Source organism: Coleofasciculus sp. E2-BRE-01, assembly GCF_040221695.1.
Taxonomy (GTDB): domain Bacteria; phylum Cyanobacteriota; class Cyanobacteriia; order Cyanobacteriales; family Coleofasciculaceae; genus Coleofasciculus.
Map to the genome: position 1 here is coordinate 167,607 of NZ_JAVKEA010000211.1, position 15,265 is coordinate 182,871.

Below are 15,265 nucleotides of genomic sequence, written 5' to 3' on the forward strand. Positions count from 1 at the left end.
AGGATGAGTTTAGCTATCGCTTTTTGATGATGAACAGTTAGCTAACTCACTAATCATGAGCTTTGATCAACACCTTAAAGTTGCCGCCTTGAGTAAAACCTTAAGTCCAGAACTCGGATGGGAAGATATTCGGGTAGATAGAGCCAGTTTCTTGGGAAATCCCTTTGAAATTACTGCTACAATGGACAGAGACGCGGTAGTTGAAGCGTTCAGACAGTGGTTGTGGGAAATGATTAAACTGAATCAACACAATCCCAACAGCAAGGTTTCACTCCAGACGTGGACTCAACAAGGATACACCGTAGCCAAACGGTTCAAACATCCAACGGCTAGCCAAGTTGTTAATGAACTAAAACAGCTTTTGCAGAAGTTGAAAGCTGGTAAGAAAATCAGACTTTTGTGTTGGTGTACCCCGCGCTTGTGTCATGCTGATATTATTGTCAGATGCTTGATTAAAGTTGAACATGATGCTAGGTTACAAGGGTTACTGACCTGAATATTAGGACGTTGTTCATCTCCCCTGAGGATCAGACTTGATGATTAAATGCGCCAGAAAAGCGTGACTAAAATTGCCCAACCTGCGAAAAGTGACGTTTGATTCGGGTTAGAATTCCCCATGTCTAGCCAACCACCACAGGGGAGATGTCCCGGAGGTGCATCCAGACTGAAGGTGAGTTCTGCTGGAGTTCGCCATTCGTCTTTTTTAGGAACATACCAGCCAACGCGATCGCTAAATTGTTTGTAGGTATTATAGTTATAGTCTCTGGGTTTACCGCCGACTTGGGTACAGATGTCCCGTTGCACCCGAAAGCCGAACTGTCCTGCACTGTAATGATACCAAAGTTGGTCTATTTGATTCAGGTCAGTTGGCGGGAATTTTTTGATATCATTGTCATTGAGCCATCCTCGTTTTTCTTGTCCAGCAATTTGGCGCATGATTTGGGCAGTTTCTGTGTTGGCGGCTTGCCATTGTCCGCAGGCGAGGAGATAGGCGAGTTGACGATAGGGAAGGGGTAATTGATATCGAACTAGGCGAATTCCTGATTCCCTTAACCCATCATCGGGAATCGGATAGTGGTTGAATTCCGTTGGCGTGGGTAGACGATAGTGGCTAATGGTTCCATTGGGGAGAGTTTCACTATTATGCCAATTTAGCCATGCACAAAATCGATTTTTCTGGGTGATAGTTAGTCCCTGAATCGGTGTTTGAGCTTCTTTGGGGGTAAATTGGTGGGTTGATTCCTGGCTGGGTTGATCAGGTTCATTTGCCTTTTCTAGGGTGTTAAGAAACAGGTGGTATTCTGCATACGTCACATAGCTGGTATCAATTTCCAAAGTTTGATCAATTCGCAGGAAATTACCTAGTCGCCGTGCTAATTTGACCTCAGCGGCTAATTGCGCGATCGCGGAATCAGGAGACGCTAAACCCGCTTCTAGTCGCTGTTTCAACTCTTCCCGCACCTCTGGGTCAACCCTTAACCCCTCTTCGGCACAATCTAGGGCTAATTTTAAGGATACCACAGTGGGCTGGTCTAAGGCGGCATGAATTAAGGGTGTAGCGTTACTTTGGGTAGCATAAAGGCGTAGGGTTTCCGCCCACCAATCGTGATGAATGTTTTGAATTAATAGAGAGTCTTGGTGGGAGTCTTTGATTTGGACGGCGGCTAGATATTCTTGAAAGCTTTTGTGGGAAAATTCGTAGAGTCCGGGTTCCCGTTCAATAATTAAACCACTCACATTTTCAATGGTCTCTAAAAACGCGGCTGGGGTTAACTGGGTTCCGGCGACTTTGGCTAATTCAGCTTGAATAATCTGACTTGCCTGTTCTAAGCTAAACTCACGAGTATTCTGTTCCATTAACCCCAGCGCCAGCACTTGCAGCACCGTCTTTTTCTGGTGGGCGGTTAGGGGTTCGATAATCCCCTTATATTCGCTACGTTTCCCTAACAAAACATCACAAATTTCATCATAAAGTTCCACCCGTCGCCCCGGTAACGCCCCGCGATAACAGTGAACGGTAGCAATCATGGTTAAGAGTAATGGATTCAGCGCCATCGCGGCTAAGGGGGGACTGGTTTGGATGCGTTGAATTAAGTCGTAAGCCTGACGATTTGCCACCTCCCGCACTCCGGGATCATCTTTTCCTAAACGACTCATAATTTCCCGTTGCACATACCAGTTTTGGATAAACTGTTGCATTTGCTGGAGGTTAAAGGGTTGAACTTCTAGAATCGCTTTCACACTAGGAATCGGCGCACTTTGATACCCAAAGGGGCGTGAGGTGAGGATGAATCGGGTATTGGGATAGTCTTGGATTTGTTGATTCACCCAACGACTAATCGTCTGACGTTTAGATTCATCCGCCACTTCATCCAATCCATCGAACATCACCAAACAATCCCGATGACGCAATTTCCCTGCAAACCATTGAGGCGGTGGACTCAATTTGCGGATGGATTCCTGTTGTTCAATCAGTTCTGCTAAAGTAAGGTCAGAGGATGCGATCGCGTCTGCCATTTCCCGAAGATAAACCAGAATTGGCATCAGTTTGGGGGCTTGTTTGTGGGAGTGGCGGTGGCGGTTTTTGGCGTAGGTGAGGGTTAAATGTTCTAGAAGTGTGGTTTTCCCAGAACCGGGCGCGGCGATAATCGCGAGACTACGATACGTCGGCTGAGTACAACTGGCGACTAAAATATCCCAAATACTCAACTCTTGAGAACCACCATCCCGGCGCATCATTTCCCCAGAAATTCGTTCTGCACTCTCTGGGGCGATTCTCAGGGGGACAAAGACTTGTTCTAAATCCAGAGTAAAGGGTCCCTTGGTTTTCAAGCCTTGGGTGCGATAGTCTCGACAAGCATAAATCAAACTCTGATAATATTTCCCTTGAAACTGAGATGTCAATCGCCACCATTGACGGATAATAAAGGTTTCCAGTTGATTAACAATCCAGTCTGAAAAAGGATCAACCAGTTGTTCTAATCGGGCTTCTAGTTTATCGAGAACCCGGTTAATCACTTCCGAGACGAATTTACCGCCAATCGCCAGTAGAGTGACACTAACGGTTAATAATCCCGATAAGGCGGCTTTATCCCATTGACCGAGGCGGATAAAATTAAAGGTTGTAGCCATACCAATACCCGAACTGGGAAACCCCAGATATTTCAGCAGGGTTTGAATCCGTCGTTGTCTGGCTTCCCGGCGAGAAGGAAGCGAGGGCTGGGTTTGGGGAACAGAAGACAGTAATGGTTGCTTGTTTGTCATTTGTTATTCGTCATTCGTCAAAACACTGATTTCACAGATTTATTGGAGAGATGAAGGTAGGGGAGTCAGAGTTTAGTCACACTGATGACACTGATAGGTTAGTTTTCGCATTTAGAGAGAATGATCAAGTTATTTGTCGTTCTTAACCATCCCTCAAACCCATCTCTCCCATCCCTCAACCCCTCTGCGTTCCTCTGCGTAAACCTCTGCGTTCCTCTGCGTTAAAAAAACATTATCCATTGACGCCAAACCCACACCTACTCCCATCATTCTACCCCCATCATCTGATTCCTCAGCCAACATTCCACATCCGGCGCCATCACCGTAAACTGCACCCAAACCGCCGTCTTATCCGCCACCAACGATTCACTCACTCTGGCATAAAAATCTCCCCGAATTTGATTATCACTTAACGGATTCACCAGATAAATTTGTAAACTCGTTAACGGTTCTAGGGGAAACTCACAGCGAATCGCCGCCCCATTCACCGACAATTTAAAAATCTTACCCCAAAACCGCTCTTCCCCAATATCCTTGCCAGTAATTACCGTAAACTCAATCGGGATTTCGTCCTGGAGATCAATAATCTTTTCTCTCACCTCCGGTAAAGATAAATCATACTTACCGCCAATTCCCACCACATCATAAATCGGAATCGGTTGATGAAACCCTTTCGGTTGCACCAACTTTTCCTGACGGATTTTCACCCCATCTGTCCCTGCTTCTTGCCATGTGGCTTCTGAAATCAGAATTTGATCCCCTACGGTATAAGATTCTATCCGCGACGCCAGATTAATCGGGCTACCAATTACCGTCCATTTCGTCCGTTTATGTGAGCCAATATTCCCAACAACTACCTCCCCGGTATTAATCCCAATCCCCATTGTAATTTTAGGTAACCCTAACTCTTTTAACTCCTGATTAACCCTAGACATAGCTAACTGCATTGCCACTGCACAGGCGACAGCCCGTTGAGCATCATCTGCCTGTTGGGTGGGCGCACCAAAGAAGACTAAAATGGCATCGCCGATAAAGTCGTTGATTGTACCTTTATACTGACTAATAATATCCGTCATTGCCGATAAATAGATATTTAACAGTGATGCCACTTGTTCGGGCGGTAAGCGTTCCGATATATTAGAGAAGCCGCGCAAATCTGACATGAGAATCGTCACATTCTGCCGTTGCATCTCCAAACTTAATGCATCGGGGTTTTCTAATACATTTGCCACCACTTCATCAGTAAGATAGCGACTGAAACAATAACGAATCGTTGTTGCTTGATGAGCCAGATAACTGGTAATCGCGATCGCAGAACCCACCAGGGCTAAACTAGGCGGAAATAGGGGAATCCACCACCCTTGCAGAAACGCCAGATAACAAATTCCGACTAAACTTACGCCCGCCAACAGGGTGAAAAGAAGCGGCGGAAAGGAAAATTTAGCCACGCCCCCAGCATATCGCCATCGCCAACGAATGGTTGCACCAATGCCTGACCATAGAAGTATCCATCCCCATTCTAGAGGTTCCGACCAGGTTTTAATTAGCGGACGTTCTCCGAAGGCGGCGCTGATAATTTGGCTGGTGAGTTGAGCATGAATTAAAACGCCATAAGTGGTTTTGGGATTGCCCACGAGGATACTACTATAAGGAGTCAGGAATTCATCTTTTTTACTGGGAGCCGTATAGCCAATTAAGACCACGCGATCGCGCATTAAATTGGCAGGTATTTGATTGGCTAATACATCGGATAAGGAGACTGTAGTAAAGGGAGAGTTTCGATAATTCAGCATCATCTGATAGCCGCCCGCATCGGTGCGAATATAACCGCCATCATTGGCTTCCCAGGGGATAAAAACCGCTTGTCCTAATTGTAAATTGCCGGGGTTTTGGGATGAAGGTTGGGGAGTAATGTTATCAGATTTTAAATAGAGTTGGGCGAGTCCTAAGCCTAAACTAGGTAGATATTCATCGGTGTCTGATGTAATATAAAGGAAGCCGCGCCGGACTTTACCATCGGGATCTAAAACGACATCAGCCCCAGCAATTTGTTCTTGTTCTTCTAAGAGGGGTGGGGCTTGAACTGCAGAGTTGGGATCATTGGCAATGACTTTTTTGGCTCCCAGTAAGTTAGGGGTGGTTTGAAAGACTTGGTTTAACTGTGCTTGTCCTGTTCCTTCCGGTTGATCCCGGACTATATCTAATCCAATTGCCCTGGGTTTTTGTTGTTGAATAGTCGTTAAAAGTTTGGCTAAGTCAGCATCGGAGAGAATGGCGGTTCCTAGGTTTTGAATATCGGTTTCAGTAATACCTACAATAACGATACGGGAATCGGGGGAATGCGGAGGGCGGAGGCGGATTAATTGATCAAAGGCGGCTAATTCTAATAATTGTAGGAAGCCCAGCCAGCGCAGGAAGAGGATGCATCCGGTAACGGTGGGAACGGTTATCCATACCCCTCGCCATATCCACAGAAATTGTCTCAGTTTAGCTAACATTAGGTTGTGTTGAGTTCGTCGCTCGTCGTTCGTCGTTCGTAGTATGGGCTTTAGCCCATATTTTGTATAGTAGGGGCGGGTTTAGGGACTAAAATCAACTATTCACCAATAACGGAACAGCAAAACCCGCCTTGATTCCCATTATGTTCTAGACGCCAACCTTGGGGAAGGGCGCACGTCACTTGGGGAAGGGCGCACGTCACTTGGGAAAGGGCGCACGTCGGTGCGCCCCTACGGGTTTTCACCGATATTTGTTTTCTGGTGGTTAAGTCAGTCTCGCCAGTAGGTTGGGTTGAGGAACGTAGGCGAAGCCTTCTCGAAAGAGTAACCCAACTCCCTTGGTTAGCTTGAACATTTTGTGCTTTCCCTGACATGATTCCTGTCCCCCTCAACTGTGAGAATTTTGTATTCAAAGAGACAGAAAAGGTTAAGGTTGAGGGGTATCCTGTTGCTCAAATTCACAACAATCGAGTAAAGGTTGTTCAGCTAATTCTAGCAATCCCACTGACTCTAACAAGTCCTGCCACTGAGTTTCTAAGTCAGAATTATTGGGTTGCAGTTGGCGTAAATCAATTAGACTGCTGATGGTATCGTACCAAAAGCCGCCATTATCGTCCCCTTGCGGATAGAGTCTGGGTAAGGCTGTGGGTAAAGCATTAAAAATTTGTTGTCCAAAGGCTGTACTAGGGGTGACACGTTCCAGAAATGCTTTTTCCGTTTTCCCATTTTCACTTTGATCCAATGGATCACAGAGAATACTAATAGAGTACCAATAGAATGTGTTTGGTGCTAAGGGTTCTATGCCAGCATCAGCCAAATCCAAGCTAACAACCCCGGCTTGATTGGGTAAAGGAAATTGGCGTCTGAGTATGGATTTATCAATTTTCCGTCCTTGTTCATCTTCGGTAAAAATCCTCAGCACTAATTCACCCATCTGAGCATCAGATTTAGGCAGATAAACCCATAAGGTAGGGTATTCAGATATCGTTAAATCGTAATAGGTTTTACTGTTTTCCTCTACTGATTCTGGTATATTGAGATAATTGGGGATGAGAGGGACAATCTGCTTAATCTCTTGATTTGAGTCAGCACAACCCACTTCTAATGGGCGTCCACCCCCCAAACTGGTTCGTTGTGGGGCGGGGCGTTTTGGTGGTTTATAAGTCGTTTCAGATAAACCTGGATTACCCAGCAATTCGGAAGATAAGGCAATTGCCAGGATGGCAGCAACAGACAAAACTGACTTGAGCTTCACTATACCCAACTTCTCCTTAACTTAGGGTAAAATTGACAATTTATACTAGCAGGCTGATTTCTACTCTAAGGGGGAAACTCGGGAAGTGTCATCGAGTTGAACTAAGGTTGATTTTTCTTTACTTAAATACCCAGCATACTGGATAGTTATTTAAGTAAAGTTACAAAACCCTTATTTCTCCTTTTTAGGGAAGATAATGAATTGTCTATAATTTGGCGTATTCAGATAAAAACTGTAGGGATTCGTCCACGGGGGACTTGAGTTGAGGATTTGAATCAAGCTGAATTCGGGGAATCCCCCTCTGCGTTGGGTCTAACTCTCTTACAAACAAAATGGTTATGGTTCGAGATCACTCCCGAAAGGTTCATCGCTGTGTTGCACTAGTGATGGGTGTGGTGTTTGCGACTGCCACGAGTACCCAAGTTAGCGCTCAATCTAGGATTGATAGGTTGTCCCAATCATCGGTAACAGAAACTCCGGCGGCTTCAGGCGATGGGCAATCTGTGCAGGCTCTAGGTGGACAACTGGCTGTTTTTTTGGGGCATTATGGTTCAGTCGAAAGTGCAGTATTTAGCCCTGATGGCAGTAAGATCCTCACTGCCAGTTCTGATAAAACCGCCCGCCTGTGGGATACAAAAGGCAATGTCCTCACTGAATTCCGGGGGCATGAGAATTTTCTCACCAATGCAGTATTTAGCCCCGATGGTAGCCAAATCCTTACAGCTAGTGAGGATGAAACCGCCCGCTTGTGGGATATTTCTGGTAATCTCCTCACCGAGTTTCGGGGGCATAGGTCTTGGGTCAGCAGTGCAGTATTTAGTCCCGATGGCAGCAAAATTCTCACAGCTAGTTGGGATAAAACGGTTCGTCTATGGGATACTTCTGGTAATCTCCTCACCGAGTTCCGGGTACGTGAAGATGATTATGCTGTTGGGGTTAATAGTGCCGTATTCAGCCCTGATGGGAGACAAATCCTCACAGCTAGTACTGATGGAACAGCCAGTCTATGGGATACCCAAGGCAATCTCTTAGCTATGTTCCAGCATGAGAGTAATGTCACAAGTGCAGTATTTAGCCCCGATGGCAGGCAAATCCTCACCGCCAGTTCTGATAAAACCGCCCGCCTGTGGGATACCTCTGGTAATTTTATCGCCGTGTTTCAAGGGCATGAGGATGGGGTCACAAGTGCAGTATTTAGCCCCGATGGACGCCACATCCTAACCGCTAGTTCGGATACAACCACCCGCCTGTGGGACTTATCAGCCGTGATCGCAGCCCAAACTTCGCAAATGGCTGCCCTAGAATCTTTTCAAGCAGGTGTATCTAAGAATAATGCCCGACTTGTCGAGTTTCGAGGGCACAAGAGTTGGGTAAAAAGTGGAATATTTAGTCCCAATGGGCGTCAAATCCTGACCGCCAGTGAGGATGGAACCGCCCGACTGTGGGATATAAACGGCAATCTCTTAGCCGAGTTTCGAGGACATGAGAGTGCAGTTAACAGTGGAATGTTTAGCCCCGATGGTCGTCAAATCCTCACAGCTAGTTCGGATCAAACTGCCCGCCTGTGGGATACTTCTGGCAATCTTTTAGCCAAATTCCGGCATGAGGATGAGGTTAACAGTGCAGTATTTAGCCCCGATGGTCATCAAATCCTCACGGCTAGTGATGATAGAACAGCCCGCTTGTGGGATATAAACGGCAATCTTTTAGCCAAATTCTGGCATGAGTATAGGGTCAAAAGTGTAGTATTTAGCCCCGATGGTCGCCAAATCCTCGCCACCAGTTGGGATGAAGCAGCCCATCTTTGGAACACTCAAGGCAATCTCTTAGCTATGTTCCAGCATGAGGGTATAGTCAACAGTGCAGTATTTAGCCCTGATAGTCGCCACGTCCTTACAGCTAGTTGGGATAGAACCGTTCGCTTGTGGGACACGCAAGGCAATCTCGTAGCTATGTTTCAGCATGAGGATACGGTCAACAGTGCAGTATTTAGCCCCGATGGTCGTCAAATCCTCACGGCTAGTTGGGATAACACTGCCCGCCTGTGGGATATAAACGGCAATCTTTTAGCCAAGTTCCAAGCGTCTGATGAGCCATTTGCTACTGCCTTGTTTGATAGGGTCAATAGTGCAATATTTAGCCCCGATGGTCGTCAAATCCTCACTACTGTGGGTTTTGATAGAACAGTACGCCTATGGGATACTCAAGGCAATCTTCGAGCCGAGTTTCGGGGGCATCAGGATAGGGTGACTAGTGGCGTATTTAGCCCTGATGGTCGCCAAATTCTCACGAGTAGTGGGGATGGAACAGCCTACCTATGGGATGTATCAACAGCAATTTCAGCCCAAGCCGAACAAGTGGCTGCTCTCCAACCCATTCAGGGAGAAGCTTCCAAGAGTAATGCTCAACAGACTGTATTTCAAGGTCATTCGAGTATAGTTGCCAATGCAGTATTTAACCCTGATGGAAGCCTAATCCTCACGGCTAGTTGGGATAAAACCGCCCGACTGTGGGATACTTCTGGCAATCTTCTGATGGAGTTTCGGGGGCATGAAGATCATGTCACCAGTGGCGTATTTAGCCCCGATGGTCGTCAAATTCTCACAGGTAGTTGGGATCAAACAGCCTGCCTGTGGGATACCTCTGGTAATCTCCTGAAAAAGTTCCGGCATGAGAATGGTGTCAACAGTGCCGTATTTAGCCCTGATGGCAGCCAAATTCTCACCGCCGCAGGGAGTGATATTCACCTATGGGATACTTCTGGCAATCTCCTGAAAAAGTTCCGGCATGAGAATGATATCAACAGTGCCGTATTTAGCCCTGATGGTAACCAAATTCTCACTGTTAGTGATGATAGAACAGCCCGCTTGTGGGATATAAACGGTAATCTTTTAACCGAGTTCCAAGTGTATAAAGAGGGCGTCGAGATTATGGTAATTAGCCCTGATGGCAGCCAAATCCTCACCGCTAGCGCTAATGCCAGTCTTTGGGACGTATCAGCCGCAATTCAAGCTTACGCCCCAGAAAAAGCACTAAACGAAGGAATTCAACTCACTCAGCAAGGAACCATCGAATCGAGACAACTCGCCCTTCAAAAATTAGAAGAATCCTTCACACTTTATCGTGCCGATAACAACCACGCCCAAGCCGCCGAAGCCCTATTAGCAATTGGCGATATTCACGCCAATCTCGGACAATTCCAAACCGCCCTCGACTCTTACAAACAAGCCTTACCCTTATCCCAACAAACAGGTTCCCAAGCCACAGAAGCCGCCATCCTCAACAGCCTCGGTCAACTCTACAACGAATTAGCCGACCCCCAGAAAGCCCTAGACTTCTACAATCAAGCCTTACCCCTGTTGTATCAACTCAACGACAGAGGAGGCACAGCCACCACCCTCAACAACATCGCTGCCACTTCCATCACTCTCGGACAAAACCCAAACGCCCTCGACTCCTACAACCAAGCCCTCACCATCTCCCGCACCGCAGGCGACAAAGCCGCAGAAGCTTCTAGTTTAATCGGCATTGGCAACATCCACACCACATCAAAAGACTGGTCAACCGCCCTCAACGCCTACAACCAAGCCCTAATTATCTCCCAACACCTCAACGACAAAATCAAACAAACCACAATCCTCAACCAAATCGGCAAAGTACACGCCGCATCCGGTGATAATGCTACCGCCCAAGACTACTACAACCAAGCCTTAACCTTATCCCAGCAACTCGGTTACCAAACCGCACAAGCCAACATTCTCTACAACCAAGCCACCCTCAACCGCCAACAAAACAATCTCACTGCTGCCAAAACCGAAATCGAGACAGCGATTAAGATCATTGAACAACTCCGCACTCAAATCGCCAGCCAACAACTACGCCAATCCTACTTCGCCCGTAACCAAGACTACTATCAACTCTACATCGACCTATTAATGCAACTGCATCAACAAAACCCCACTCAAGGATACGATGCGCTTGCCTTCCACGCCAGCGAACGTTCTCGCGCCAGAATCCTCATCGAACTCCTCACCGAAGCCAACGCAGACATCCGCCAAGGCGTTAACCCCCAACTCTTAGAACAAGAAAAGAACTTACAAGCTCAACTCAACACCATCGAACAACGGCGGGTTGAACTCTCCCAAACGGGGAACTATAGCCAAGAAGAAATCAACCAACTGCAACAAAGCCAACAGGAACTGCTATCTGATTATCAAAACTTACAAGAGAAAATTCGCCGTCAAAGTCCCAAATACGCGGAACTTCAATATCCTCAACCTCTCACTTTAACCCAAGTCCAACAACAACTTTTGGATAAAGACACAGTTTTATTGCAATATGCCCTAGGAGAAGAACGCAGTTATCTGTGGGAAATTACTCAAGATACAATTACCAGTTATCAACTTCCCCCCAGAAGTGAAATCGAAACAGCCGCCCAATCCTTCTTCAGATTTACGACCGATTCTAGTGCTACCTTTGATGAAATCTTGCCTACTTCTACTCAACTAACACAACTGATTCTCCCCAACCTAGAGCAAATCTCACAAAAACGCCTATTAATCGTACCCGATGGTCAACTCCATTATTTGCCCTTTTCTGCCCTATCTATAAATTCTGCCGACTATCAACCCCTACTCACCAAACATCAAGTCATCCATCTTCCTTCTGCTTCCACGGTTGCGATTAACCGTAACCAACTCACTCAACGTGCTACTGCACCCAATACCCTGGCGATTATTGCTGACCCCGTTTTCTCTCCAGATGATAAACGCTTCAACGGTGAAACTAACCCTCCATCTGGCGATACTCTCGGTACACAAGACATCGCCCAACGTAGTTTAGAACGCTCAACCTCTACCGCCGAGATAGAAAAATTATCACGTCTATTTTATACCCGCACCGAAGCCGACACTATCCTCCAACTTCTCCCCGACAAATCCAGTCTAGGAATTTTCGATTTTGACGCCAATTTAAACCAAGTCAAAGCCCCCGATTTAAGTGAGTATCAGATTATTCATTTTGCCACCCATGGCATCCTCAATCGTGAGTACCCCGAATTATCGGGATTAGTCGTATCCTTAGTAGACCAACAAGGCAACCCACAAAACGGATTCTTACGCCTAAATGATATTTTCAACCTCAATCTACCCGCCGAATTAGTCGTATTAAGCGCTTGTCAAACAGGCAGTGGAAAAAATGTCAAAGGAGAAGGAATTGTCGGCTTGACAAGAGGATTCATGTATGCAGGCGCACCAAGAATCATTGCCTCATTATGGAATGTCAACGATGCATCAACCGCTGAACTGATGAGCCAATTTTATCAAAAATATCTGCAAGAAAATCTGCCTCCAGCCGAAGCCTTGCGACAGGCACAATTAGCCATGTGGCAAAGCAATGTTGATTGGCGAAAACCCTATTATTGGGCAGCTTTTACCCTTCAGGGAGAATGGCGTTAAACGGAGGTTATTTCAATGCATATTTAGATAAAAAAATTAGTAAAAAAACAATTATGTTTGCAAATAACTCCCGAAATGTTTACCGCTGTGCTGCACTTGTGATGGGTGTGGTGTTTTCAACTGTCACGAGCATCCCCGTTAGCGCTCAATCTAGGACTTCTACAGTTTCTCAGCCATCAGCTACAGAAACTCCGGTAGCTTCAGGCGATCAGCAACTCATTCAAGCATTTGGCGGACAACTGGCAGTGTTTCTGCATGAGGAGTTAGTGACGAGTGCAGTATTTAGCCCGGATGGCAGGCAAATCCTTACTGCTAGTAATGATAACACTGCTCGCCTGTGGGATGCATCAGGTAATCTTTTAGCAGTATTCCGAGGGCATGAGGGTAATGTCAACAGTGCGGTATTTAGTCCCGATGGTAGCCAAATCATCACTGCTAGTAATGATAACACTGCTCGCCTGTGGGATGCATCAGGTAATCTTTTAGCAGTATTCCGAGGGCATGAGTGGTGGGTCAACGATGCGGTATTTAGTCCCGATGGTAACCAAATCCTCACTGCTAGTGAGGATGGAACCGCCCGCCTGTGGGATACATCAGGCAATATCCTGACGGTATTCCGAGGACATGAAAGTCATGTTAACAGTGTGGTATTTAATCCTGATGGTAGCCAAATCCTCACCGCTAGTAATGATAGTATCGCCCGACTGTGGAATACATCAGGTAATCTCCTAGCCGAGTTCCGAGGACATGAGAGTTATGTCGATAGTGCAGTATTTAGCCCTAACGGGCAACAAATCCTCACTGCTAGTTGGGATAGAACCGCCCGGTTGTGGGATACATCAGGCAATCTTCTCACTGTATTCCGGGGGCATGAGGATGGGGTCATAAGTGCAGTATTTAGCCCCGATGGACGCCAAATCCTCACTGCTAGTAATGATAAAACAGCCCGCCTGTGGGATACAAAAGGCAATCTCCTGGCTGTGTTCCAGGGACATGAACAGCAATTGAACAATGCAGTATTTAGCTCGGATGGTAGCCAAATCCTTACTGCCAGCAGAGATAATACAGCCCGTCTGTGGGACTTATCAGCCGCGATCGCTGCCCAAGACGAACAAATGACCGTCCTCCAAGCCTTTCGAGAGGGAGTGTCTAGGCATAACCAGCAACTGATCATATTCCAGGGGCATGAGGGTTGGGTACAAAGTGCAATATTTAGTCCGGATGGTAGCCAAATTCTCACTGCCAGTTGGGATTCGGAGCAAACCGCCCGGTTGTGGGATACATCAGGCAATCTTCTGGCTGTATTACAGGGGCATGGGCGTGAAGTTAACAGTGCAGTATTTAGCCCCGATGGACGCCAAATCCTCACTGCTAGTTGGGATAGAACCCCCCGGTTGTGGGATACATCAGGCAATCTTTTGGCTGTATTGCGTGGGCATGAGGATGGGGTCAAAAGTGCAGTATTTAGCCCCGATGGTAGCCAAATTCTTACAGCTAGTTCTGATAAAACTGCTCGCCTGTGGGATACATCAGGCAATCTTCTGGCTGTATTACAGGGGCATGGGCTTAAAGTTAACAGTGCAGTATTTAGCCCCGATGGACACCAAATCCTTACAGCTAGTGATGATAATACCGCCCGTTTGTGGGATACATCAGGCAATCTCTTGGCTGTATTGCGTGGGCATGAGGATGGGGTCAAAAGTGCAGTATTTAGCCCCGATGGTAGCCAAATTCTTACTGCCAGTTCGGATGAAACCGCCCGGTTGTGGGATACATCAGGCAATCTCCTGGCTGTATTCCGGGGGCATGAAGGTTTCGTCTGGAGTGCAGCGTTTAACCCAGATGGCAGCCAAATCCTTACTGCCAGTTCGGATGAAACCGCCCGCCTGTGGGACGTATACCCAATCGCTACCCAAGCCAAGCAATCAGTTGTTGGAGGAGCATCCCAGGCTGGAGTGTCTGAGCCTAACGCACAACTAGCGGTATTGCAGGGGCATAAGGATGGAGTCACCAGTGCAGTGTTTAGTCCGGATGGCAGCCAAATTCTCACCGCTAGTGTTGATAACCTGAAGGGGTGACAAGCAGCTCAAAAGCTTGGCTTACATTGCATTTCCCCCCTCAAGCCTCGAAAAGATGAGAGCTTATTGACAGCGTTATTGAGAATGAATACGCGAATGAGAATGATAATCACCTGGGTGACACTCCAGGAGTATGTTGATTGTCTTTAACTTTTTCTTGTTGCCAAAACATTACCCAGCAACGGCTAGATGGATTCCGGGTCTATCCGTGCGTGAAGCTCTCGCTATCGCGGACTGCGAATCGCGTCAGTTTTTTAGTTACTGCTCAAGTTTAAGAGCAGAATATTGCTACCCAGACTCTTGAATTGTTGAATATTTTGGGTTAAAATTAGTCAAAGATAGAATGGGAATATGGAGAGTTTATACAGCTTAATTTCAAGAAAAAGCAGTCAAGAATTTTTTATTAAATACATAGCTTTTAACCCTTGCGGAAAGTAATGTATTTTAGAGCGATTAACCCTCATAAGTTTCTCAACCATGACTTGACAAAAATCCCATCCAATAGTCCAAGTCAATCCATAAAGACCAAGCCAAAAGTTGCTGTGTCGTCTCTGGGTTCTTGCTACCTCTTTGAGACGACAGACATATTTTTGTTGCTTTTGACAGCGAGTTTTGTTACCTTTTAAAGAAGCGATAGTATAAGCCATTGCAATTAATAAGACTAAACGATTTAAACGTTCTATGCATGCCTTAGTTCCTTCTAGGTTATAGCCA

Annotated in this window: 7 protein-coding genes and 1 pseudogene; 3 read left to right on the forward strand and 5 right to left on the reverse strand. The window is 46.4% G+C overall.

The window, feature by feature from the left end:
- Positions 1-55 precede the first annotated feature (55 nt).
- Positions 56-496, forward strand: a complete 441-nt coding sequence (locus RIG66_RS28765; RefSeq protein ID WP_446382745.1) for a DUF4326 domain-containing protein — start codon at positions 56-58, stop codon at positions 494-496.
- 44 nt (positions 497-540) lie between these two features.
- On the opposite strand, the gene RIG66_RS28770 is transcribed toward RIG66_RS28765, so the two are convergent.
- The 4 genes from RIG66_RS28770 to RIG66_RS28785 all read right to left on the reverse strand — a co-directional run bounded on the left by RIG66_RS28770 (position 541) and on the right by RIG66_RS28785 (position 7,017).
- Positions 541-3,264, reverse strand: coding sequence for a GUN4 domain-containing protein (locus tag RIG66_RS28770; protein WP_446382747.1), 2,724 nt, complete (start codon positions 3,262-3,264; stop codon positions 541-543).
- A 266-nt stretch (positions 3,265-3,530) separates the two neighbouring features.
- Complete coding sequence (locus RIG66_RS28775; protein ID WP_446382749.1) at positions 3,531-5,762, reverse strand: CHASE2 domain-containing protein; 2,232 nt, start codon at positions 5,760-5,762, stop codon at positions 3,531-3,533.
- A 98-nt stretch (positions 5,763-5,860) separates the two neighbouring features.
- Positions 5,861-6,136, reverse strand: a complete 276-nt coding sequence (locus RIG66_RS28780; protein ID WP_446382751.1) for a hypothetical protein — start codon at positions 6,134-6,136, stop codon at positions 5,861-5,863.
- Between the two features lie 53 nt (positions 6,137-6,189).
- Positions 6,190-7,017: a DUF928 domain-containing protein gene (locus RIG66_RS28785; RefSeq protein ID WP_446382753.1), complete on the reverse strand. Its 828-nt coding sequence runs from the start codon at positions 7,015-7,017 to the stop codon at positions 6,190-6,192.
- 338 nt (positions 7,018-7,355) lie between these two features.
- Here RIG66_RS28785 and RIG66_RS28790 point away from each other — a divergent pair, with 338 nt between their 5' ends.
- Together RIG66_RS28790 and RIG66_RS28795 are read left to right on the forward strand one after the other, a co-directional pair.
- The gene (locus RIG66_RS28790) at positions 7,356-12,473 is read left to right on the forward strand and encodes a CHAT domain-containing protein (RefSeq protein WP_446382755.1); all 5,118 of its coding nucleotides are present in this window, start codon (positions 7,356-7,358) and stop codon (positions 12,471-12,473) included.
- A gap of 53 nt (positions 12,474-12,526) precedes the next feature.
- Complete coding sequence (locus RIG66_RS28795) at positions 12,527-14,551, forward strand: WD40 repeat domain-containing protein (RefSeq protein WP_446382757.1); 2,025 nt, start codon at positions 12,527-12,529, stop codon at positions 14,549-14,551.
- A 389-nt stretch (positions 14,552-14,940) separates the two neighbouring features.
- Here RIG66_RS28795 and RIG66_RS28800 read toward each other — a convergent pair.
- A pseudogene (locus tag RIG66_RS28800) lies at positions 14,941-15,265 on the reverse strand (IS4 family transposase); the annotation flags it as partial.